General features: G+C 62.3%; 22 protein-coding genes and 2 pseudogenes. 8 read left to right on the top strand and 16 right to left on the bottom strand.

What is annotated here, in order from left to right:
* Window positions 1-14: 14 nt before the first annotated feature.
* From A7X77_RS12890 to A7X77_RS12915, 6 genes are all read right to left on the bottom strand, one after another.
* Window positions 15-1,100 (bottom strand): alpha/beta hydrolase, encoded by a 1,086-nt coding sequence (locus tag A7X77_RS12890; protein ID WP_064683300.1) that lies wholly within the window; start codon window positions 1,098-1,100, stop codon window positions 15-17.
* Window positions 1,101-1,220: 120 nt separating this feature from the next.
* Window positions 1,221-1,835, bottom strand: coding sequence for a tetratricopeptide repeat protein (locus A7X77_RS12895; protein WP_064683301.1), 615 nt, complete (start codon window positions 1,833-1,835; stop codon window positions 1,221-1,223).
* Between the two features lie 108 nt (window positions 1,836-1,943).
* The gene (gene ykgO / locus A7X77_RS12900) at window positions 1,944-2,069 is read right to left on the bottom strand and encodes a type B 50S ribosomal protein L36 (RefSeq protein WP_003582204.1); all 126 of its coding nucleotides are present in this window, start codon (window positions 2,067-2,069) and stop codon (window positions 1,944-1,946) included.
* Window positions 2,070-2,233: 164 nt separating this feature from the next.
* The gene (locus A7X77_RS12905) at window positions 2,234-3,310 is read right to left on the bottom strand and encodes a 5-(carboxyamino)imidazole ribonucleotide synthase (protein ID WP_064683302.1); all 1,077 of its coding nucleotides are present in this window, start codon (window positions 3,308-3,310) and stop codon (window positions 2,234-2,236) included.
* Window positions 3,307-3,801, bottom strand: a complete 495-nt coding sequence (purE, locus tag A7X77_RS12910) for a 5-(carboxyamino)imidazole ribonucleotide mutase (RefSeq protein WP_004679370.1) — start codon at window positions 3,799-3,801, stop codon at window positions 3,307-3,309. Before purE ends, A7X77_RS12905 begins: the two co-directional genes overlap by 4 nt.
* A 43-nt stretch (window positions 3,802-3,844) precedes the next feature.
* The gene (locus tag A7X77_RS12915; protein WP_010028538.1) at window positions 3,845-4,048 is read right to left on the bottom strand and encodes a YdcH family protein; all 204 of its coding nucleotides are present in this window, start codon (window positions 4,046-4,048) and stop codon (window positions 3,845-3,847) included.
* 228 nt (window positions 4,049-4,276) lie between these two features.
* Between A7X77_RS12915 and A7X77_RS12920 the strand changes: the two genes are divergently transcribed.
* Entirely contained in the window at window positions 4,277-4,450 is a 174-nt protein-coding gene (locus tag A7X77_RS12920; RefSeq protein WP_009996782.1) for a YdcH family protein, read from the top strand.
* Between the two features lie 200 nt (window positions 4,451-4,650).
* On the opposite strand, the gene A7X77_RS12925 is transcribed toward A7X77_RS12920, so the two are convergent.
* Together A7X77_RS12925 and A7X77_RS12930 are read right to left on the bottom strand one after the other, a co-directional pair.
* On the bottom strand, window positions 4,651-4,911 hold the full coding sequence (locus A7X77_RS12925) for an ArsR/SmtB family transcription factor (protein ID WP_003552646.1): 261 nt from the start codon (window positions 4,909-4,911) through the stop codon (window positions 4,651-4,653).
* Window positions 4,912-4,983: 72 nt separating this feature from the next.
* Window positions 4,984-5,748, bottom strand: a complete 765-nt coding sequence (locus tag A7X77_RS12930; RefSeq protein ID WP_064683303.1) for a sulfite exporter TauE/SafE family protein — start codon at window positions 5,746-5,748, stop codon at window positions 4,984-4,986.
* Window positions 5,749-5,856: 108 nt separating this feature from the next.
* Here A7X77_RS12930 and A7X77_RS12935 point away from each other — a divergent pair, with 108 nt between their 5' ends.
* Together A7X77_RS12935 and A7X77_RS12940 are read left to right on the top strand one after the other, a co-directional pair.
* Window positions 5,857-6,510, top strand: coding sequence for a thiamine phosphate synthase (locus A7X77_RS12935; protein WP_064683304.1), 654 nt, complete (start codon window positions 5,857-5,859; stop codon window positions 6,508-6,510).
* A 10-nt stretch (window positions 6,511-6,520) separates the two neighbouring features.
* A complete protein-coding gene (locus A7X77_RS12940; protein WP_064683305.1) occupies window positions 6,521-7,603 on the top strand; it encodes a tetratricopeptide repeat protein in 1,083 nt (360 codons plus the stop codon).
* Window positions 7,604-7,637: 34 nt separating this feature from the next.
* Here the strand turns inward: A7X77_RS12940 and A7X77_RS12945 are convergent.
* A pseudogene (locus A7X77_RS12945) lies at window positions 7,638-9,388 on the bottom strand (chemotaxis protein).
* Window positions 9,389-9,665: 277 nt separating this feature from the next.
* Here A7X77_RS12945 and A7X77_RS12950 point away from each other — a divergent pair.
* The 4 genes and pseudogenes from A7X77_RS12950 to A7X77_RS12965 form a co-directional block, all read left to right on the top strand.
* Window positions 9,666-10,249: pseudogene (locus tag A7X77_RS12950) on the top strand (CheB methylesterase domain-containing protein); the annotation flags it as partial.
* Window positions 10,250-10,453: 204 nt separating this feature from the next.
* Window positions 10,454-11,254, top strand: a complete 801-nt coding sequence (locus A7X77_RS12955) for an inositol monophosphatase family protein (protein WP_064683306.1) — start codon at window positions 10,454-10,456, stop codon at window positions 11,252-11,254.
* A 112-nt stretch (window positions 11,255-11,366) separates the two neighbouring features.
* On the top strand, window positions 11,367-12,470 hold the full coding sequence (locus tag A7X77_RS12960; RefSeq protein ID WP_064683307.1) for a MotA/TolQ/ExbB proton channel family protein: 1,104 nt from the start codon (window positions 11,367-11,369) through the stop codon (window positions 12,468-12,470).
* Between the two features lie 3 nt (window positions 12,471-12,473).
* The gene (locus A7X77_RS12965) at window positions 12,474-13,505 is read left to right on the top strand and encodes a peptidoglycan -binding protein (RefSeq protein WP_064683308.1); all 1,032 of its coding nucleotides are present in this window, start codon (window positions 12,474-12,476) and stop codon (window positions 13,503-13,505) included.
* Here A7X77_RS12965 and A7X77_RS12970 read toward each other — a convergent pair whose 3' ends face one another.
* The 5 genes from A7X77_RS12970 to A7X77_RS12990 all read right to left on the bottom strand — a co-directional run bounded on the left by A7X77_RS12970 (window position 13,506) and on the right by A7X77_RS12990 (window position 18,729).
* Window positions 13,506-14,756, bottom strand: a complete 1,251-nt coding sequence (locus A7X77_RS12970) for an RNA polymerase sigma factor (protein WP_064683309.1) — start codon at window positions 14,754-14,756, stop codon at window positions 13,506-13,508.
* A 13-nt stretch (window positions 14,757-14,769) separates the two neighbouring features.
* Window positions 14,770-15,102 carry a YciI family protein gene (locus tag A7X77_RS12975; protein ID WP_064683310.1) on the bottom strand — a complete coding sequence of 111 codons (333 nt, stop codon included), beginning with the start codon at window positions 15,100-15,102 and terminating at the stop codon, window positions 14,770-14,772.
* Window positions 15,103-15,347: 245 nt separating this feature from the next.
* Window positions 15,348-15,536, bottom strand: a complete 189-nt coding sequence (locus tag A7X77_RS12980) for a YegP family protein (protein ID WP_064683311.1) — start codon at window positions 15,534-15,536, stop codon at window positions 15,348-15,350.
* Window positions 15,537-15,789: 253 nt separating this feature from the next.
* Window positions 15,790-16,782, bottom strand: coding sequence for a Bug family tripartite tricarboxylate transporter substrate binding protein (locus A7X77_RS12985; RefSeq protein WP_064683312.1), 993 nt, complete (start codon window positions 16,780-16,782; stop codon window positions 15,790-15,792).
* 144 nt (window positions 16,783-16,926) lie between these two features.
* Window positions 16,927-18,729 (bottom strand): ABC transporter transmembrane domain-containing protein, encoded by a 1,803-nt coding sequence (locus A7X77_RS12990; protein ID WP_064683313.1) that lies wholly within the window; start codon window positions 18,727-18,729, stop codon window positions 16,927-16,929.
* Between the two features lie 192 nt (window positions 18,730-18,921).
* Here A7X77_RS12990 and rpmE point away from each other — a divergent pair, with 192 nt between their 5' ends.
* A complete protein-coding gene (rpmE, locus tag A7X77_RS12995; protein WP_003566413.1) occupies window positions 18,922-19,143 on the top strand; it encodes a 50S ribosomal protein L31 in 222 nt (73 codons plus the stop codon).
* Window positions 19,144-19,279: 136 nt separating this feature from the next.
* Here rpmE and A7X77_RS13000 read toward each other — a convergent pair whose 3' ends face one another.
* Both A7X77_RS13000 and A7X77_RS13005 read right to left on the bottom strand, forming a co-directional pair.
* Complete coding sequence (locus tag A7X77_RS13000) at window positions 19,280-19,795, bottom strand: DUF1465 family protein (protein WP_004679442.1); 516 nt, start codon at window positions 19,793-19,795, stop codon at window positions 19,280-19,282.
* A gap of 389 nt (window positions 19,796-20,184) precedes the next feature.
* Window positions 20,185-20,376: a DUF1192 domain-containing protein gene (locus tag A7X77_RS13005; protein ID WP_064683314.1), complete on the bottom strand. Its 192-nt coding sequence runs from the start codon at window positions 20,374-20,376 to the stop codon at window positions 20,185-20,187.
* Window positions 20,377-20,396 lie beyond the last annotated feature (20 nt).

Consider the following 20,396-nt stretch of genomic DNA (forward strand, 5'->3'; position numbering starts at 1 on the left):
GCAGGCGATCGGCTTTATGCGAGGCGTTCGATCGAGTTTCCGGCTGAAGGATCATGCCCGCGCGGGGCGCCCGGCTCGAGCGACGGCAACGATGTCCGATCGCGCGACGCCGCGGCAAGCCGCTCCTCGGCCCGGCGGGCGATTGCCTGCAGGTCGCGCGGCTTGCCGGCGATCTTTTCCATGGCAGCGACGGCGACATCGGTCGCGAGATAATCCGGCTTGTGGCCGACGCCGCGGACGGTGATGAGCTCGGAGCCGGCTATGTCGCGGGCAAGGCCGCGTGAATGCAGGTGTTCCCAGACGATTTCGTCGCTGTCGCCAGTTATGATGACGGTCGGCGCGCTGATCTGGGAATAGAGCGGCGATTGCTCCTTCAGATAGGCGAGAAGCCTTTTAAAATCGGCGGCGTTGTTGCGGAAGGTGCAGGGCCGCAGCACCAGCGATGGGCCGGTCTTTTCGATGTAATCGATCGGGCGCGGATTGGGATGGAAGACATTCAGCGTGCCGCGCTCCAGCCGACTGAGCCCCAGCGGCACGACGATGGCGTGGTTGAACAGCCGGCCGATGACCGGCGCCGTCGCGACATGATAATACCAGTCGATCCCGCCCGGCCAGGGATGGGTGGCGGGTGCCAGAAAGAGCAGGCCGGATGTCTTTTCGGGATGGCGCAGGCCGAAGGTTGCGGTGATCGCGCCGCCGAAAGAATGACCGACGATGATCGCCTTCTCGATGCCACGGGCCTCCATCAGCCGGGCAATCGCATCCGCCTGGCCGGAAGGGACCGCATTTTCAGGGCCGCCGCGTTCGGAATAGCCGTGCCCAGGACGGTCGACGAAGAGCATTTCCGCCCGGCCCTCGAGTGCAGCGCGGAAGGCGACGACCTGGTCGAGCAGATTGCCGCTGGCGCCGTGAATGAACACGAGCGCCGGCAGATCGGCATGTTCCGGACGCTTGATATGGACGGCATTCATGCGGTAGCCGCCGACATCCGTCAGCTCGCCGATATTTGGATAGGTCTGTTCGAAGCGCCGCGCCTTGTAGGAGGAGTAACCGATGGCGGCGGCTAGGGGAGCGAGAAGAGCGGAAACTTCTGCAAGCATGGTCTTTACGGGCGATGGTTGCGGCGGTTCTCGAGAGCGGTGGGCGAAGCGTCGCGTAGCTCCCTCGATAATGCTAAACTTGTGCGCTCAGGCCGGGCTTCAAGATCGGGCGATCCGACATCACGTGCGGTTGCCGGCAAGTTTTTCCGACAGCGTATTGACCTGTTCCTGCGCAGTGCGCTCGGCGGGATAGATATCGAGGAACCGCTCCCAGGCTTTCAACGTCAGCTGATCGTTGCCGGAATTGCTGAGGATCGCGGCCATGCCGGAGAGCGCGCCGAAATGGCGCGGCTCGAGATCCAGCACATGTCCGATGTCGGACATCGACTTGCGGTAATTGCCCATGACGAAATTCAGCGTAGCGCGGCGATTCCAGCTTTCGGCGTAATCTGGCTTCAGCGCTATTGCCTCATCGAGGAAATCGAGAGCGGCGGGGTTGCGCTTTTCCTCAATCGCCTTGTCGGCCCATTGCATCAGCAGATTGACGGTCGCGCTGCCGGAATCATTCCATGCGAGGCGAATTTCGTTGGCGATGCTGCTGGCCTTGTCGGGATCGCGCTCGCGCTTCAGCTGGCTGAAGAGCTGATCGAGACGCTGCTTCGGTGAATTGGCGGCATTGCTCTGCTCGACGATGACGTCCTTTTCCGCCGCGATGGCCGGAAGCGGAGAGATGGAGAGGACGAGGAAGAGCGGCAAGGCCGCTGGCATTAAAGCAAAAAAGCGCATGGCGGACATATTAGCCCGCCAACGCCGAAGATCAAACAAATTTGACGTGATCACCGCAGCGACCTACCGGATGACGAACGGCGCACCGGCGCGGCGCGGCGATCCGGATGCGCGCAATCAGCCCTGACGAGCCTTGTAGCGCGGGTTCAGCTTGTTGATGATGTAGATGCGGCCTTTGCGACGAACCAGACGGTTGTCACGGTGGCGAGCCTTGAGCGACTTGAGCGAATTCTTGATCTTCATTTTTCTGATCCGCGATCTCTATGGGGGAATTCACATTCGCCCGTATCTTTAACAATCAAAAGCGCGCCGTCGGGGCGCGCTCTTTAGGTGGGGAGCAGATACCCCGTCACCTTTTCCGTGTCAACCACATGACCGTGTTTTTCCCAGGGCAAGAGGGTGTTTTCTCACCGGGAAGGCGGGGATTTCGGCGCCAACGTGGTGACATGGCCCATCTTGCGGCCGGGGCGCCACTCTGTCTTGCCGTAGAGATGGACCAGCGTATCGGGGCGTCGCAGCCAGTCGGGAACGGCAAGGATATCGTCGCCGATCAGGTTCTGCATGACGCAGTCGGAATGGCGCGCGCCATCGCCGAGCGGCAGGCCGGCGACGGCACGGATATGCTGCTCGAACTGGCTGACGGTACAGGCCGCTTCCGTCCAGTGTCCGGAATTGTGTACGCGCGGGGCCATCTCGTTGGCGATCAGGGTGCCGTCGGCAAGCACGAAGAATTCGATGCCGATGACGCCGACATAGTTCAATGCCGCGAGGATTTTTTCGGCCGACCGACGTGCGGCTTCGCCCGTCGCTGCGGAGATCGCGGCGGGAACCGTCGAGGTATGGAGGATGCCATTGCGGTGAATATTTTCGGCGGGATCGAAGCAGACGACCGCGCCGTCGGCGGTGCGCGCGGCGATGATCGAGACCTCGCGCTCGAAGGCGACGAAGCTTTCGAGGATCAGCGGCACGGCGCCGAGCGCAGAATAGGCGCCGTCAGGGCTGTCGGCCACTGAACGAAAAACCTTCTGGCCTTTGCCATCATAACCGAGACGGCGGGTCTTCAACACCCCCTGGCCGTCGAAGTCCTTCAGTGCCGCCTCGAGATCGGCCTGGCTGTCGATCGCGTGAAAGCGGGCGGTGGTGATGCCGCAATCGTTGAGGAAGCGCTTTTCGACCAGCCGGTCCTGGGCGGCTTCCAGCGCCTTCGGCGGCGGATAGACGGGAATGCTAGCCGCAAGCGTTTCTGCGGCGGCGACGGGCACGTTCTCGAATTCGTAGGTGACGACATCGCAGGCGGCGGCAAGTTCGGCCAGCGCCGCCTGATCATCATAGGCGGCAACGATCTGCCGGTTGGCGAGCTGAGCGGCCGGGCAGTCCGCCTGCGGCTCAAGAATGATCGTGCGGAAATTCAGCCTGGCGGCGGCGATGGCCAGCATGCGGCCGAGCTGGCCGCCGCCGACAATGCCGATCGTGCTTACAGTCATTGGTCGTCCATCGGGTATTCGGCGATGCTGGCACTCTGACGTTCGCGCCATTCGTCGAGCCGCTCGGCGATTTCTTCGTCGGAAAGGGCGAGCACAGCGGCGGCGAGAAGGGCGGCGTTGACCGCGCCCGCCTTGCCGATGGCGAGCGTTCCCACCGGAATGCCGGCCGGCATCTGCACGATCGACAGGAGGCTATCCTGGCCGGACATGGTTTTCGACTGGACCGGGACGCCGAAGACCGGCAGCGGCGTCATCGATGCGGTCATGCCCGGCAGATGGGCAGCGCCGCCGGCGCCGGCTATGATGACCTTGAAGCCCTCGGCGCGCGCTCCCTTGGCGAAATTCGCCATGCGGTCGGGCGTGCGGTGCGCGGAGATGATGCGCGCATCATAAGGGATTTCCAGGGCTTCCAGCGTATCGGCCGCGTTCTTCATGGTTTCCCAATCGGATTGGCTGCCCATGATAATGGCGACGGGTGGTCTGTCTGTCATCGTTGCCGCTATTCCTCTCAAGCAATGCGATCGGGCGATGCGATCAGGCGATGATATCAGGAACGATCTGATCTTCCAGCTTGGAGAGCTTGTCCTTGATGACGAGCTTCTTCTTTTTCATGCGCTGGATTCGCAGAGCGTCGCATCCGGTCTCGATCATGGCGTTGATCGCGGCGTCGAAATCCTCGTGCTCCTGACGCAGCCGCGCCACCATGAGCCTGATTTCCGCCTGTTCCTGATCGGCCATATGCATTCCCCGTTGTCGTCTTCGGATCTTGTCCGATCTGCCGATGATTTCCGCAAGCTCCTATCACCAAATACGGGTAACGGCTAGTTAGTCTTGATCATGAATTTGCCATCTCATCTCCATCTTTTCGCCTTCGACAAGCCTTCAAAAATATGTCACAGTCCGGCGCGTTGACACCTTGATCCCCGACGATGATGGCCGGGGAGGGTAAGAGGAAGGAAGGGTCAAATGACAGTTCAAGCTCATCTTGAATCACTCCAGAAAAAGCATGTTGCTCTCGAGGAGGAGCTGCACGCGCTCAGAACAGCTCCCTCTATCTCCGATACGGAAATTGCCGAATGCAAGCGCCGCAAGCTGCGCATCAAGGACGAGATTCAGCGTCTCAAGTCATCCGTCCACTGATCTTCCCAAGGGTCGCCGGCCGATCATCTTGCGTATGAAGAGGTAAATCCATCCATTCCGCCTAAAATTTGCAAGACCCGGTGATTTGACACCAGAATTGCGCCAGCCCGATGCTCGCGGCATCGTGGCTGGCGCCTTTGCATCTCCCGCGCCGCCGATCGTCTTCATTGGATTAGGTTTGGGGTCTTGTCGGAGGGCGATCAGGCCCAGAACTGATCCAGCCACAGATTGAGCTTGTCGAAGCCGCGGTTATTGACCGCGTAGATGCGTTTCGTGCCTTCCGACGTCACCGAGACGAGGTTGCTGTCGAGCAGCGCCTTCAGGTGTTGCGACACGGCCGGCCGGCTGATCGGCAGGCCCTCGGCGAGCTCGTTGACTGTCCGCGGCGCGCGCCGCAATTCCTCCAGCAGAAACCGCCGGTTCGGATCGGCAATCGCAGAGAAGGGGTCCGTGTTCGACATGGCGGGAACGCTACGGCAAACCGGCCGCGGCGGCAAGAAAATTGTGCGTTGCAGCGAGGAGCACGGCCGCCCTTACCCGCCGAGGCCCTCGCGCACGATCAGCAAGGCGGCGATGAAGGCCATCGCATACATGAAGGGGTAGAAGATCGCCGGCTGCATGCGGCGCACGCACCAGGCGCCGGCAAGCGTGGCGAGCGGGGCGAAGGGCAGCAGCGTCGCCGAGGTCGCAAGGTTCTGCGTGTCGAGCTGGCCGAGCGCGAAATAGGGGATCAGCTTGACGGCATTGAGGATCGCGAAGAAGCGCACGCTGGTGCCGGTATATTCGCGCGGCTGCAGCTTGAGCGGCAGGGCATAGACCTGGAACGGCGCGCCGCCGGCATGGGCGACGAAGCTGCCATAACCGGAAAACGTCCCCCAGAGGCTGGCAGCAACCGGCCGCTGGCCACGCGGCTGGGTCACCTTGTCGATGCCGGGACCGAAATTGCTCCAGAAATAGCGAAGGCAGAAGAGGACGGTAACCGCCCCGATGACGATGCGCAGCATGTTGCCCGGAACCAGCGCCGACGTCGCCCAGCCGAGGCCGATGCCGAATATTGCGCCCGGCAGCATGATCTTCAGCGTCGTCCAATCGCCATGCTTGCGCCAGATGACGAGCGAAATCATATCCATGAAGATCAGAATCGGCAGCAGGATCGCCGCCGCTTCGACCGGCGAGACGACCAGAGCGAGAAAGGGCAGCCCGATCAGCGACAAAGCGTCGCCCATGCCGCCTTTCGCGAGGCCGACCAGGAGGACGGCGGGCACGGCGGCGTAGTAGAATGACAAATCCTGCGGCATGCTTTCGGCGTCCTCCTCTTGCAAGCCTCCTCTAACGGAACTACTCACACAAAACGAGTGCGGATCCGTCCTTTCGAAAGGGGAATTCGCTGGAAACGGAAAGACCTCATGACCGAACCGGAAAACCGCTGCCGCGTTGTGCTCATCGCCCCCGATATCGCCGATGCCGATGAACAGGCAAAGATCGTTGCCGACGCGCTGAAAGGCGGCGATGTCGCCTCGGTGATCGTGCCGCAATACGGGCTCGACGACGGCGCCTTTCAAAAACATGCCGAAAAGCTGGTGCCTGTCATTCAGGATGCCGGGGCGGCGGCGCTGATTGCAGGCGATAGCCGCGTGGCGAGACGGGCAAAGGCCGATGGCCTGCATCTTTCCGGCAATGCCGAGGCGCTGTCGGAGGCGATCGACAAGCACGCGCCGAAGCTCATCGTCGGCGGCGGCAATGCGGCCGACCGGCACACGGCGCTGGAGATCGGCGAAGTGAGGCCGGACTATATCTTCTTCGGCAAGCTCGATGGCGACATCAAGCCGGAGGCCCATCCGAAGAACCTTGCGCTCGGCGAATGGTGGGCTTCGATGATCGAAATCCCTTGCATCGTCATGGGCGGCACCGATCCGGCCTCGGCGCTCGCCGTTGCCGAAACCGGAGCGGAGTTCGTGGCGCTGCGGCTGGCGGTCTTCGGCGAGCCCGCCCGGGCGCCATCCGTCATTGCAGAAATCAACGCGCTGCTTGACGAAAAAGCGCCACGGTTTGAGGATTGAAATCGCGTTCATGCCGATCCCGCCCGCCCGCCACTTGAAATATCTGCTCGCCAGCATCGCCGTTCTCCTTGCAGCCGGGCCGGATATCGCTCTGGCGCAGGCAGCCGACAGCGTCATCAGCCCGCCGGTCCCGGCGCCGGCTTCGACCTTTCGCACCGACCGGCCCGCCGGTCCCGGCGTGCGACCCTCCGATGGCGTCGGGGTTTTCGACCGGATGGGCGCGAAGCTGCCGGACCTGCCGCCGGAGAAGGACTACAAGGGGCCGGTCGACGAGGCTTACGGCGCTTACCAGCGCGGCTATTACCTGACAGCAATGGATAAGGCGCTGCCGCGCGCCCAACTCGGCGATCCGGCGGCGCAGACACTGATCGGCGAAATCCTCTCACAGGGTCTCGGCGTCAAGAAGGACGTGAAGAACGCGGCCTTCTGGTACGGCAAGGCGGCCGAAGGCGGCGATCCGGCGGCAATGTTCAAATATGCGCTGATGCTGATGGAAGGCGAAGGCGTGCCGCGCGACAAGGTCAAGGCCGACGACTACATGCGCAAGGCGGCCGAGGCCGGCAACCCCTCAGCCGAATTCAACTGGGCGCAGATCCTCGTGGCCGACAATCCCGGCGAGAAGGGGCTGAAGCTGGCGCTGCCATTCTATGAGAAATCGGCCGAGCAGGGCATTGCCGATTCGCAATATGCGGTGGCGCAGCTTTACGCGACGCTGAAAGACCTGCCGGAGGAAAAGAAGCGACTCGCCCGCGAGTGGATGGCGCGCGCGGCGCGGGCCGGCTTCGACACGGCCCAACTCGATCTCGGCATCTGGCTCGTCAACGGCATCGGCGGCCCGAAGGATTATGTCAAAGGTTTCGAATGGCTGAAACTTGCGGCCAATGGCGGCAATGTCGCGGCGCAAAACAAGCTCGCCCACCTCTATGTCAATGCCATCGGCACGCCGCCCAATCCAGTCGAGGCGGCGAAGTGGTACGTGCTGTCGCGCCGCGCCGGGCTTGCCGATCCGGCGCTCGAGGATTTTTACCTCGGCATTGAAGACGACCAGCAGAAGGCTGCGATCGATGCCGCCAACAAGTTCCGCCGACGCTAAATTAATCGCGCCTCGCGTCCCAACCGGGGCGACTTTAAATCAGCGCGTCGGCGAAAAGATCCTCGTCGTTTTCGATCTTGGCAGGCTCGGCGGGAGCAGGGGGGCAGCAGCGCTTTCCTCGCAGGCCGGGATGATGTCGCGATGAATGTTGCGTTCCTGAACCATCGTATAGTGCTTGAAGATCTTGCGGTCGAGCGGGGCGATCGCCTCCGCGAGATCGGAGATATCGGCGACCTCGGTGCCGGCGGCCTCATCAAGCACATCGGCGCAGCGGGCAAAGACCTCGCCGAGGTCACGCTGGAAATCGAGCTTGCCGATCAGCAGGCCGATCTTGGTGGCGACCTCGCGACCGTTTTCGGCAAGCACTTTCAGCTCGTTTTCCATGACGTCGGCTGCGGCGCGGATGTTGCCGACGGCCGACGTCAGGCCCTCTCCCAGGCCGCCCGCCTCGGCATCGGTGGCGGGGGCGATGCGTCCGGCCGCGGCTTCGAGCGCCGGCAGGCCGGTGACGATGGCATCGGCGGACTCGTCGAGCTTGCCGGCGAAGATGCGCAATTCGGCCGTGACGACGTTGATCGACCTGCCTTCCTCGCCGAGACGGCTGCAGCGCAGATTGGTGTTCAAGGCCATATAATGGATGTCGGTCTTGACGGCGCGGATATTGGCGATCGCTTGGGAGAGCTTGGTGGCCGTGTCGATCGTCGACTGGCTCACCTGGTCGGCCTGCCGGCTTGCCGTATCGACCTGCCGGACGATTTCGTGGGCGGCCGAAACGCTCGATTCCAGCGCGCGCATGAAGTTGCCGCTGGATTCGCCGCTCGCGTCGCTCATCTGGTCACGCAGTTTTAGGATCTCCCGCATGTCGTGGTCAAAACTGGCGATCGTCGTGACGACGTTTTCCGATTCCCACTGGAAATTTACGCACATGTCGTTCATCTGCGCCGCGGTCAGATGGTGAATGACGTTCTGAAGGCGCTTGCGCGCGCCGGCATCGAGCTTCGCGCCCTCGTCGCCGGCAAAGAACTCCTCAAGCAGCGAAAGCGTGGCCTGTACATGCTCGATGCGCTGGCGGGTGATGTCGCCGATCTGCAGGGCAGAAAGCGTCGAGGCGACCTTGCTCTGAACGCCGCGTGCAATCGCGCCGACCTCGCGGGCGACGACGCCGAGATGCTTGCGGTGTTCGGCGATCTTGGCGGCGTCGCCGCGCAGGGCGGCGGCAACGGCCGGAACGGTATCGGCGTAGCCCTTGGAGACACTGGCGCCGAAGGAGGCGGCGAGTTTGACCTCCTTGTCCAGGCTGTCGAGATGCGCGGCGAAACGGTTGACTTCATCGGTGCCGGAATAGATTCGCTCCAGGATTTCCTGTGCGAAGCCGGCGAATTCGGCAAGGCCGGCGCCGGTGATCTTCACGGTCACGGCGAAAGTTCTGAGATAACGCATCGTCTCCTGCATATCGGAGACGTATTTGCGCAGCTCCCTGCCGGTCTGCGCCAGTGAGACGAGTGCCTGCTGACGATTTTCTTCGGTGACCGGCAGCGCCGTCAGGCTCTCCACCGTGGCACGGAGATCGGCACCGGTATCGCTCGACTCCCCATTGTCGAGCGCCGCCGTGACGCTCTCGAGAGAACTCAACAAACGGTTGAGAACATCCATCACCGACAGCAGTACCGTGCCGCCTTCGAGAAAACGTTCCTCGACCCGGCTGCGGGCGGATTCCAGGGTCCGGCCAATGTCCCGCCCGGAGGTGTAGGCTGCAGCGGTCGGCGATACCAGAGCGTGTGCCAACATTTATACCTTTTCGTAAGATACAGGCTTATCTGACACTATTTTTACGCGCAGGATGGAAACCTCCGGTAAACGCGCCGGACTCGTCAGCGTTGTGATTAACGAAAGATGAGGATTGGGCGCCGTCGCGACCTTGTGGTCGGTTAATACGGCTAACCCATTGCTTTTATTTGTTTGTTGCAAAATTTTGAGGATAAACACAACTTTATTTCGGATCAGAATTGCGAGTCTCAAGACTCGTTATATGGCAGTTTCATACAACCGCTGTGTGCCCTGCATGGCGAAGACGACCGAGATGGTCGTCTGCGTCGGCGCCTCCACCGGCGGCACGGAGGCGCTGCGTGAATTTCTTGAGGAATTGCCGGCCAATGCGCCTGGCATGGTAATCGTCCAGCATATGCCGGAAAAATTCACCGACGCCTTTGCCAAGCGGCTGAACGGGCTCTGCGAGGTCGAGGTCAAGGAAGCCGTCGATGGCGACCCGGTGCTGCGCGGGCATGTGCTGATTGCGCCCGGCGACAAGCACACGCTGCTCGAACGCCAAGGCGCGCGCCATTATGTGAGCGTGAAGACCGGGCCGTTGGTGTCGCGCCACCGGCCTTCCGTCGATGTGCTCTTCCGCTCGGCGTCGCGTTCCGCCGGCTCGAATGCCATGGGGATCATCATGACCGGCATGGGCGATGACGGCGCGCGCGGCAGGCTGGAGATGCAGAGGCCGGCACCTACACGGTGGCGCAGGACGAGGCGAGTTCGGTCGTTTTCGGCATGCCGAAGGAGGCGATCGCCAAGGGCGGCGTCGACCGCGTCTTGCCGCTCGATCAGATCGCTCGCGAAGTGATGATCACGCATCGGAAATTCTGAGACCCGTATTGAGCCGATCCGATTGGAATAAAAACCGCGGGTTCCCGACGAGGAAAGGCAGCCATGCGGGCCTCCTCTTGAAATTTCCCTGGTTTTGTGGTCTTGAGGCCGCCAATCTTTGCAGCGCTGCCTGTCATGCATGTTCAGGGACATTTCCCGCCCCTGGCAGCGCGCGTCCCGTATCAGTCCCAAGGAAATGCGCCGATGGCCCGTTCAGCTCTTCTCAATGTCATGGTTCAGGCTGCCCTCAAGGCAGGAAAATCGCTGGGGCGTGATTTCGGCGAAGTGCAAAACCTGCAGGTTTCGGTGAAGGGACCGGGCGACTTCGTGTCCACCGCTGACCGCAAGGCCGAAAAGATCGTTCGGGAAGAACTGCTCAAGGCACGCCCGACGTATGGGTTCCTCGGTGAGGAGAGCGAGGAGATCAAGGGCACGGACGGTGCGCATCGCTGGATCGTCGACCCGCTCGATGGCACGACGAACTTCCTGCACGGCATCCCAGCATTCGCGGTCTCGATCGCTCTCGAGCGCAACGGCGAGATTGTTGCCGCCGTCGTCTTCAATCCGGCGACCGACGAGCTCTATACTGCCGAACGCGGCGGCGGCGCCTTCCTGAACGACCGGCGCCTGCGCGTCGCTGCACGCCGCGTGCTGTCGGATTGCGTCATCGGCTGCGGCGTGCCGGCGCTCGGCAAGCGCAATCACGGCAAATTCCTGGTCGAGCTTCGGCACGTGATGGGCGAGGTGGCGGGCATTCGCCGCCTGGGCTCGCCTACGCTTGATCTCGCCTATGTCGCCGCCGGACGTCTCGATGGTTTCTGGGAGGCGGAGCTTGCTCCCTGGGACATGGCGACCGGCATCCTGCTCATCCGCGAAGCCGGCGGCTTTGCCAGCGATTGGGACGGCGGAGCGGCCATTCTGGAGGGTGGCGCGATCGTCGCCGGCAACGAACACATTCACAAGGCGCTCATCGAGGTCATCAAGCGACCGATTCCCGCCAAGTAGGGGAGAGAAAACGCGGCTGTTGTAAAGTCACGGTTTTCGCCTCCAGATACTTCAATTCGGCACAATGTTGCTCTAGTCTCCGCCAGCAATGAGTTCGGAGGCTGCTGAACCTATGGAAAATGTGAATGTGGCGGAGATCGGCTCCACCGAAAAGACGCCCGGCGGTTATGTCTACAGGCTTTCGAGCCCCATGCCCTTCCTCTGGACGATGCTGCTTTTCCTCGTCATCGTCGGGTTCATTGCCGCCATCCTCTTCCGGCAGACGCAGACGGCCTTCATGCACAATCCGGGCCTCAACGGCCTGATCGTCGGCGTTCTCGCGGTCGGCATCATCCTTGTTTTCAGTCACGTGCTGGCGCTTCGCCCCGAAGTGCGCTGGTTCAACTCCTTCCGCGCTGCCGGCAGTGCCGACAAGGTCAATCGCAACCCGCGACTTTTGGCGCCGATGCGGGCACTGATCGGCAACCGCCAGACCTCGTTGGCGCTATCGACGACGGCGCTGCGTTCGATCCTCGATTCGATCGCGACCCGCCTCGACGAATCGCGCGACGTTTCGCGCTACCTGATCGGCCTTCTGGTTTTCCTCGGCCTGCTCGGGACGTTCTGGGGCCTCATCGGCACGATCGGTTCGATCAGTGGTGTCATCCAATCGCTCGATGCCGGCTCGAACGGCACCGGGGACGTGCTTTCGGCACTGAAGGACGGGCTGTCCACGCCGCTTTCGGGTATGGGCCAGGCCTTCTCGTCCTCGCTGCTCGGCCTTTCCGGTTCGCTCATTCTCGGCTTCCTCGACCTGCAGGCCGGCCGCGCGCAGAACCGCTTCTACATGGAACTGGAAAACTGGCTCTCCTCCGTTACCGATGTCGGTTCCGATCTTGCGCCGGCGCTCGACGCCGTGTCCGGTTCGTCCTCTGAGGACATGCGTGCGCTCTCCGAATATCTGCGCAAGGCCTCCGAAGAGGGTGGTGTCGGCAGCCAGCGCTCGGTCGCCGCCATGGCGAGCCTTGCCGAAGGCATCCAGGGGCTCGTCAAGAATATGCGAAACGAGCAGCAGATGCTGCGCGACTGGATTGAGGCACAGCAGGACGAGGCGAAAGCAATGCGCCGCACGCTCGACCGGCTGGCCGAACGCATCGGCCTGCAGGAGCGGGCCGGTGAGAAACCCGAACGCCACCGCGAACGCACAAGCCACACAGAGAAGAGCGAGGGCAAGTAAGCCATGGCTCTTGCCCGCAACCGCCGCCGCGAACGCACGGTCGACTATTGGCCGGGTTTCGTCGATGCGCTTTCGACGCTGCTCATCTCGATCATGTTCGTGCTGACGGTCTTCGTCGTCGGGCAGTTCATTCTCAGCCGCGAGATCACAGGACGTGACGAGGTGCTCAATCGCCTCAACAGCCAGATCAACGAGCTAACGCAGCTTCTCGCGCTCGAAAAGGGCAGCAATCAGGATCTTCAGGACTCGGTCGCCAACCTGCAGGCTTCGCTTGCCAACGTCGAAGGCGAGCGCTCGCGGCTGCAGGCGCTGCTGAATGCCGGTTCTGGTGGCCAGGACGCGGCGCAGAAGCGGATCGGCGCGATGACGCAGGAACTCGACGAGCAGAAGCAGGTAAGCCAACGGGCTCTCAGCCAGGTCGAGTTGCTGAACCAGCAGATATCAGCGCTTCGCAGCCAGATTGCCGCCGTTGAAGCAGCCCTTCAGGCCTCGGAGGAAAAGGATCGGGTCTCGCAGACCAAGATCGCGGATCTCGGTAGCCGTCTCAACGTTGCGCTCGCGGCCCGCGTGCAGGAGTTGAACCGTTACCGTTCCGACTTCTTCGGCCGTTTGCGCGAGATCCTTTCGGACCGCGAAAATATTCGCATCGTCGGCGACCGGTTCGTTTTCCAGTCGGAGGTGCTGTTTCCCTCGGGCGGCGCCGATCTCAATCCGGAGGGGCAGACGGAGATGGCGAAGCTTGCAACCGCCCTGCTCGACCTCGCCAAGGAAATTCCACCTGAAATCAACTGGGTGCTGCGTGTCGACGGCCATACCGACAACGTGCCGCTGGGCGGAACGGGCCGCTATCGCGACAACTGGGAGCTTTCATCGGCGCGCGCGACGTCGGTCGTCAAGTTCCTGATCGGCCAAGGCGTGCCGGCCGACCGGCTCGTCGCCGCCGGCTTCGGCGAGTTCCAGCCGATCGCACCCGGCGATACGCCGGATGCGCGCGCCACCAACCGCCGCATCGAGCTGAAGCTGACCGAGAAATAATCAGCTTGATATTGTCTGCCGCCACTCCTCGAGCCTGTCGGCAAGAAAGGCGCGAACGGCTGGACTGTCGCTGAGGCCGATCGCCGTCACGTAAGCCTCAGCCGCGGCGGTATTGTCGCCGGCCCGTGCCAGAAGAAAGGCACGCACGGCCCAGTAGGGCTGATAGGCCGCGATGGCGCCCGGATCGATCTTGTCGAGTAGGCTGATGCCTTCGGCAGCGCTTGAGGCCCTGCTGATCACCGCCGCCTCGGCGACGCGGGCGCCGAGCATCGGCTTCATCAACAGCAGCGCGGCATAGAGCGTCGTCAGCGCCTGCCAGTCGGTCGTCCCGGAAAGGCGACGCGCCGCATGCACGGATTGAATTGCCGCCTGACACTGAAAAGGGCCGAAACGCTCGAAGCTCCCGGCCTTGCGCAGCAGTGCGTCTGCCTCGGCGATCATGATCGCGTTCCAGACCGCCGTGTCCTGCTCGTCCAGCGGCACATATCGGCCCTCGCCGTCGCGCCGGGCATCACGGCGGGCTTCGCAGTGAAGCATCAGCGACAGGAGGCCGATCGCTTCCGGCTCGTCCGGTAGCACCGTCAGCAGCGCCCGGCAGAGCCAGATCGCTTCGGCGGCAAGCGACTGGTGCGCCTCCTCGCCGTCGAGGCCATCCCATCCCAGGCCGTAGGCAGCGTAGATCGCCGAAAGCACGGCGGCGAGTCGCCCCGGCAGAGTGGGCCGAGGCGGAACGGCGAAGGGAATACCGGCATCACGGATCTTCACCTTGGCCCGCACCAGCCGCTGGCTTATCGCTTGCGGCGAAACGACGAAGGCTCGTGCGATGGTTCTCGCCTCGATGCCGAGAACCGTCTGCAGCATCAGCGCCGTATGCACGGAGCTGTCGATGGCAGGGTGGGTACAGGCAAAGAGCAGCTTCAGCCGCTCATCGGGAAAAACGGAATTGCCGGCCTCGTTCATGCGCTCCTCCGCTTCCTCGAGGGCGAGCGATATCGTCGTTCGTGCGTTGGCCTCTACGGTGCGGTGGCGGGCCGCCTGCATGAGGTTGCGGCGAGCGGCGACCAGCAGCCAGGCTTCGGGATTGGCAGGAATGCCGCGCTCCGGCCAGACGCGCAAGGCAGAAGCCAGCGCTTCCGACAATGCGTCTTCCGCCGCCGGCACGTCACGCGAGCGGGCGGCGAGAAAGGCGATCAGCTTGCCATAAGACTGACGCGCTACCTGTTCGGCGGCGCGTCCGGCATCGGCGGACATTCCCGCCTCACATCTACAGGCGCGGGCGCACCTCGATCGAACCCTTGTCGGAGATCGGAACGCGGGTCGCCCATTCCAGCGCGGTGTCGATATCTGGGACCTCGATCAGATAGAAGCCGCCGAGCTGTTCCTTGCCTTCCGGATAGGGACCGTCCTGGACATCGTGATCCTCGCCTTTGCGGCGCAGGATCGTGCCGGTCTCGGGGGCTGTCAGGCCGGCGCCGCCGGTCATGATTCCTGCCTGCGCGAGCGCCTTGCTGTAGGCGACCCAACCGTCGCGATAGGCAGGATCGCTGCGGCGCGCGAAATCTTCGGGGGCTTCGCGAATGATGAGAGCATATTGCATGGAAAACTCCTGATCTCGTTGTTGGCCTTCCAGGCCGACGAAAGCCGTTATCCTGGTGGAGCGGCTCAGCCGTTCCGAGACAATGAGGCACGAGCGGCGGTCGTTTCGACATGGCTTTGAAAAATACTTGAAAACGAAAACGGCGTCGGAAATTCGAAAGCAGGTGAGCCAAGCTCAACGGCGCCAGCGCCGCTGAAGGCGCGAAAGAAAACAGGGCGGCGCTCACGCCGCCCGTGCCTTCCTGCTCAGGCTTCGGCCTTCGTCTGATCGACGATGTCGGCGCCGGGCGTGTTCTTCTTGATGGATTCGATGGCACTGATGGCCGAGGCCTTCGCCTTGTAGCCTTCGGACAGGAACATGGTTTCCCCGTTCGATGCCTTGAAGCGGAAGCGAAATTCGCCTGATTTATCCTTGTAAACTTCAAATTTGTACATGGATGTCTCCCGAAACGCTGAATTGTACCATCAGCATCGAGGAGGCTAGATCAAAATGGCGAGCTTTTCCACTACCTTAATGACAATTGGGATGCCTGAGCATCGCCCGAAAATCGTCGTCGATTTGTCGCAAAGCATGATGCGCCAGATCTGTGCGCATTATTGTGCGTGGAAGACATGCCGCGCGAGAGCGTCCCGCGACATGGTTTCCGTTGGGTACAAGTACCCGCGATGTGGGACGGGCGCCGCCGCGTCATTCCATCTGGATGTTCGCGCCTTTGATGACCGGCCCCCATTTGGCGAGTTCGGCTTTCACATGGGCTGCGAGTTCCTCCGGCGTGGAGCCGACTATGGTGGCGCTGAACTCCTTCATCCGTTCGGCAACGGCGGGATCGGCCAGCGCCTTCTTAGCCGAGGCGTTGAGGCGCGTTACCACCTCGCTCGGTGTCTTTGCCGGTGCGAAGAGGGCGTTCCAGGTGTAAGTCTCATAGCCTGGAATGCCGGATTCCGCGACCGTCGGCACGTCGGGGAAGGAGGGCGCGCGCTCAGCCGTCGTCACCGCCAGCGCCCTCAGCGTGCCCGCCTTGATGTGGCTGGACGAAGAGGGCAGGTTGTCGAACATGATCGGCACCTGATTGCCGATGACATCGTTCAAGGCCGGGCCGGCGCCCTTATAGGGGATGTGCTGCATGCTGACGCCGGCCATGCTCTTGAATAGTTCGCCGGAAAGATGCAGCGGCGTGCCATTGCCCGACGAGGCGTAACTGTATTTGTCGGGCTCGGCCTTCAGCAGCGCGATCAGTTCCGGCACGGTCTTTGCCGGCAATTCCGGATTGACGACCAGCACGTTCGGCACGACGACGAGCAGCGAGACCGGTGCGAAATCCTTCTCGGGATCATAGGGTGTCGATTTGAGGATCAGCGGATTGAGGGCATGGGTCGCGACCGTGCCCATCAGAATCGTGTAACCGTCAGGGTCGGCGCGGGCGACGTTGCCGGCGCCGAGATTGCCGCCGGCCCCGGCGACGTTCTGAACGATCACCTGCTGGCCGAGATCTTCCGACATCTTCTGTGCGACGATGCGGGCGACGACATCGGTCGAGCCGCCGGCCGCGAAGGGAACGACCATGGTGATCGCACGATCCGGAAAATCCGCGGCAACGGAAGCCGTTCCGAGACCGGCCGTTGCAGCCAGGCCGAAAGCGAGCGCAAGGCCCGTGCGTCGCGTCATATCGGAAAGCGCCATTCCAATCTCCTCCCAAGTTATTTCAACAACTTTCCCCTACCCAGGGGCATGAAGAGGGTAGGGCGGGCGGCGCGAAAGACAACCGCGAGAAGGTGCAAAGAGAGGTCAGACTTTAGTTACTGTCCTGGAAAAAGCGGATGCCGGCTATTTCGCGGGGGCGAGTACATCTTCGTTCGCGGCGTCGAACTGCAGCCGGGCGAGGCGCGCATAGATGCCGCCGTCGCGGATCAGGCTCTGATGCGTGCCCTCCTCGACGACGCGGCCCTGATCCATGACGAGGATGCGGTCGGCCTTCAGCACTGTGGCCAGGCGATGGGCGATGACGAGCGTCGTGCGGCCGTCGACCAGGCCGTCGAGCGCCTTCTGCACCAGGGTCTCGCTTTCGGCGTCAAGGGCAGACGTCGCCTCGTCGAGCAGCAGTATGGGCGCGTTCTTCAGGATGGCGCGGGCAATGGCGATGCGCTGCCGCTGGCCGCCCGAGAGGGTGACGCCGCGTTCGCCGACCGCGGTCTCATAGCCGCTCTCCAGCCGGGCGATGAACTCGTCGGCCTGGGCGGCAAGGGCTGCGGCGCGGACCTCCTCACGCGAGGCGCCGGGGCGGCCGAAGGCGATGTTGTCATGGATCGAAGCGGCAAAGATGGTGACGTCCTGCGGCACGATGGCCATGCGCTGGCGCAACTCGTCGGGTGTCGTCAGCCGGGCGTCGACACCGTCGATCATCACGCCGCCCTGCTGCGGATCGTAGAAGCGTAGCAGCAGCGAAAAGACGGTGCTCTTGCCGGCGCCGGAGGGACCGACGATGGCGACGGTTTCTCCCGGCGCGATGGCGAAGTTCAAGCCATGCAGCGCCGATTTGCCGGGGCGCGAGGGATAGGCGAAATGCACGCCGGAAAATTCGACGCGGCCGCGGCTGGGCGAGGGCAGGGCTTCGGGGCTGGCAGGGGCGGCGATCGGCGAGACCTCGTCGAGAAGCTCGGTTAGACGGTCGGCAGCGCCGGCCGCCTGCGAGAGTTCGCCCCAGACCTCGGACAGTGCGCCAAGCGATCCGGCCGAAATGACGGCATAGAGCAGGAACTGACCGAGCGTGCCGGCCGAAAGCGTGCCGGCAAGCACGCTATGGGCGCCGACCCAGAGGACGGCGACGACGCTGCCGAAGATCAGCGTGATGGCGATGCCGGTCAGCAAGGCGCGCGAGCGGATGGCGGCGCGGGCGGCCTGATAGGCGGATTCAACGGCGCCGCCGTAGCGCGTCGCTGCGGCATCTTCGCCGTTGAAGGCCTGCACCGTGCGGGTTGCGGCGATCGTCTCGTTGGCAAAGGCGGACGCTTCGGCAAGCGTATCCTGGGCGGCGCGGGAGCGCCTGCGCACCGAGCGGCCGAAGGCAACGAGCGGGAAGACGATTAGCGGGATCGCCCCGATGACGAGGCTGGAAAGCTTCGGTGAGGTGACGACCATCATGCCCATGGCGCCGAGACAGAGGATGAGGTTCCTGAGCGCCACGGAAGCAGTGGCGCCGACAGCAGACTTGATCTGCGTCGTGTCGGCCGTCAGACGCGAGACGATTTCGCCGGACCGGTTGACGTCGAAGAAGGAGGGCGACAGCCGCGTCACATGGGCAAAGACATCGCGGCGAAGATCGGCAACGATGCGTTCGCCGATGGTGATGACGAAATAGTAGCGCATGGCGCTTGCAACAGCGAGCACGACGGCCATGACCATCAGCATGGCGAAGTAGCTGTTGATGAAGCGGCCGTCCGACTGGGTGAAGCCATGATCGATCATGCGGCGCACGGCGAGCGGCAGCGCCAGCGAGGTGACGGCGGCAAGCGTCAGCGAAATCAGCGCACCCGCCACCAGGCCGCGATAGCGCATGAGATAAGGCGTCAGTCTGCCAAGCGGCCGCAACGACCGCCCTTTGTTTTCTTCAGCCCGTCCCTGTTCTGCCAAATCATCTCCGATCGCCGCGAGGACCCGCTAATGCGGCCTGTTGGCTCTTGTTATCCCGGCGTCCTTCATGTATAGGCACGCCATCCTAATGGGAAGCCGTAGCCATCACGACTGCGGCTTCATTTATTCAATCGGTTCGGTGGCCGCAACTGCATGCGGCAAATTGAACTCCGGTATCGCAGGAAGATTGTTATGAAGGCAGGCATCCATCCCGACTATCACATGATCAAGGTAGTCATGACCGATGGCACCGAATACGAAACCCGCTCGACCTGGGGTTCGGAAGGTGCTGTCATGAACCTCGAAATCGATTCCAAGTCGCATCCGGCCTGGACCGGCGGCAATCAGCAGCTGATGGATCGCGGTGGTCGCGTTTCCAAATTCAACAAGCGTTTCGGCGGCCTCGGCCTCTAATCGCTTCTGCTCGACGGAATTTGAAAAGAGCCCGGTTCTGCCGGGCTTTTTTGCGTTTGCAGGCTGGCGGTAGCGCAGCAAATGAAAAACCGGCCGCGCGAGGCGCAGCCGGTTCAAATGCAATTTGTCAGATCGGTCAGTTGTTGCCGAAGGCCGTCTGCAGCAGGGAAAGCTGGGCCTGCACACTGTTTTGATTATCGTGAACGATCACGGCTTCGGCCGGGCGATAGATTTCGCGATCAAGCAGGGCGATGCGGTTCTGCAGGCGCAGCGAGCGCTCGACGAGATCGCGGAAGGATTCCGGCAGATCGCCCCAGCCCGGTGCGGCGCGGTCGACGTTGAAGCCGTCGAGGCGGACCTTGTTCTTCTCGGCCAGCACCTGATCGCGGGACATTTCGCCGTTGTTGACGGCGCGCTGCAGCAGCAGCCAGGAAGCCATCTGCATCAGTCGGGTGGTCAGTCGCATCGATTCCGCGGCATAGAGGACGGACGCCATGCGCGGCAGAACCTTGGAGGCTGCGCGGCCCTGGCCGTCGAGATAGGCGGCGGTCTCCTCGACCAGCGACATGCCTTCGGCATAAAGCGCCTTGAACTGTGAGGATGCAGCCGCGCGGCCCGCAAAACTGATCGTGTTCAATCCAACTTCCGACATCGCAATAGTCCCTGTTGCACGCAGCTACTTATGGTCAGGTAACGCCGGCGCCGACGGAAAAGTTTCCGGAGCCGGTCTTTATGACTTTAAGATGGTATCATTAGCGCAAATGCGCAAGCCGTTTCTTAAGAAAGGGTTAATCTCCACAGTTTCATGGAAATGCGCCGGCCGCAGCAAAAAGAAGAGCCGCAAAAGCGGCTCTCAAGGTAAAACAGGGAGAAAAATCAGACCAATTCACCGCATGGAAAACTGTCTGAGACCCAGAGGAAATCTGGATGAATATAGTAATACCTTATAAAGCTTAATATTTTATTAACATTGTACCGAATGAAGACTTGAGGCTGACTCATTTAGTCAGCCATGCTGTTGTTTTTTGAGGTTTTTGCGGATCATGATCGGAAGAAGCTTTCCGCCGCCTGTCGTCCGGAGGCCTTGCGGGCGGCCTCGGCTTCCAGCCGGGTGATCTCGGCCTTCAGCAACTCCACTCGCGCCTTCAGCTCGTCCACCGAAAGCATGGAGAGATCGGCGCCGATCTCATGGGCGGTTTTCTTCTGCGGCCGGTCGTCATCGATAAAGCTCATCGGTTCTCCTCCTTTTGCTG

This window comes from Rhizobium bangladeshense, assembly GCF_001662075.1.
GTDB classification, from domain to species: domain Bacteria; phylum Pseudomonadota; class Alphaproteobacteria; order Rhizobiales; family Rhizobiaceae; genus Rhizobium; species Rhizobium bangladeshense_B.

What these genes read in the sequence shown, in the direction of transcription:
- A7X77_RS12965 (WP_064683308.1), top strand. Translation starts at nt 12,474, where the DNA reads ATGGCTCTTGCCCGCAACCGCCGCCGCGAACGCACGGTCGACTATTGG.
- A7X77_RS13000 (WP_004679442.1), bottom strand. Translation starts at nt 19,795, where the DNA reads ATGTCGGAAGTTGGATTGAACACGATCAGTTTTGCGGGCCGCGCGGCT.
- ykgO (WP_003582204.1), bottom strand. Translation starts at nt 2,069, where the DNA reads ATGAAGATCAAGAATTCGCTCAAGTCGCTCAAGGCTCGCCACCGTGAC.
- A7X77_RS12905 (WP_064683302.1), bottom strand. Translation starts at nt 3,310, where the DNA reads ATGACTGTAAGCACGATCGGCATTGTCGGCGGCGGCCAGCTCGGCCGC.
- A7X77_RS12960 (WP_064683307.1), top strand. Translation starts at nt 11,367, where the DNA reads ATGGAAAATGTGAATGTGGCGGAGATCGGCTCCACCGAAAAGACGCCC.
- A7X77_RS12925 (WP_003552646.1), bottom strand. Translation starts at nt 4,911, where the DNA reads ATGTCGAACACGGACCCCTTCTCTGCGATTGCCGATCCGAACCGGCGG.
- A7X77_RS12890 (WP_064683300.1), bottom strand. Translation starts at nt 1,100, where the DNA reads ATGCTTGCAGAAGTTTCCGCTCTTCTCGCTCCCCTAGCCGCCGCCATC.
- A7X77_RS12955 (WP_064683306.1), top strand. Translation starts at nt 10,454, where the DNA reads ATGGCCCGTTCAGCTCTTCTCAATGTCATGGTTCAGGCTGCCCTCAAG.
- A7X77_RS12970 (WP_064683309.1), bottom strand. Translation starts at nt 14,756, where the DNA reads ATGTCCGCCGATGCCGGACGCGCCGCCGAACAGGTAGCGCGTCAGTCT.
- purE (WP_004679370.1), bottom strand. Translation starts at nt 3,801, where the DNA reads ATGACAGACAGACCACCCGTCGCCATTATCATGGGCAGCCAATCCGAT.
- A7X77_RS12985 (WP_064683312.1), bottom strand. Translation starts at nt 16,782, where the DNA reads ATGGCGCTTTCCGATATGACGCGACGCACGGGCCTTGCGCTCGCTTTC.
- A7X77_RS12920 (WP_009996782.1), top strand. Translation starts at nt 4,277, where the DNA reads ATGACAGTTCAAGCTCATCTTGAATCACTCCAGAAAAAGCATGTTGCT.
- A7X77_RS12915 (WP_010028538.1), bottom strand. Translation starts at nt 4,048, where the DNA reads ATGGCCGATCAGGAACAGGCGGAAATCAGGCTCATGGTGGCGCGGCTG.
- A7X77_RS12975 (WP_064683310.1), bottom strand. Translation starts at nt 15,102, where the DNA reads ATGCAATATGCTCTCATCATTCGCGAAGCCCCCGAAGATTTCGCGCGC.
- A7X77_RS12895 (WP_064683301.1), bottom strand. Translation starts at nt 1,835, where the DNA reads ATGTCCGCCATGCGCTTTTTTGCTTTAATGCCAGCGGCCTTGCCGCTC.
- A7X77_RS12940 (WP_064683305.1), top strand. Translation starts at nt 6,521, where the DNA reads ATGCCGATCCCGCCCGCCCGCCACTTGAAATATCTGCTCGCCAGCATC.
- A7X77_RS12980 (WP_064683311.1), bottom strand. Translation starts at nt 15,536, where the DNA reads ATGTACAAATTTGAAGTTTACAAGGATAAATCAGGCGAATTTCGCTTC.
- rpmE (WP_003566413.1), top strand. Translation starts at nt 18,922, where the DNA reads ATGAAGGCAGGCATCCATCCCGACTATCACATGATCAAGGTAGTCATG.
- A7X77_RS13005 (WP_064683314.1), bottom strand. Translation starts at nt 20,376, where the DNA reads ATGAGCTTTATCGATGACGACCGGCCGCAGAAGAAAACCGCCCATGAG.
- A7X77_RS12930 (WP_064683303.1), bottom strand. Translation starts at nt 5,748, where the DNA reads ATGCCGCAGGATTTGTCATTCTACTACGCCGCCGTGCCCGCCGTCCTC.
- A7X77_RS12935 (WP_064683304.1), top strand. Translation starts at nt 5,857, where the DNA reads ATGACCGAACCGGAAAACCGCTGCCGCGTTGTGCTCATCGCCCCCGAT.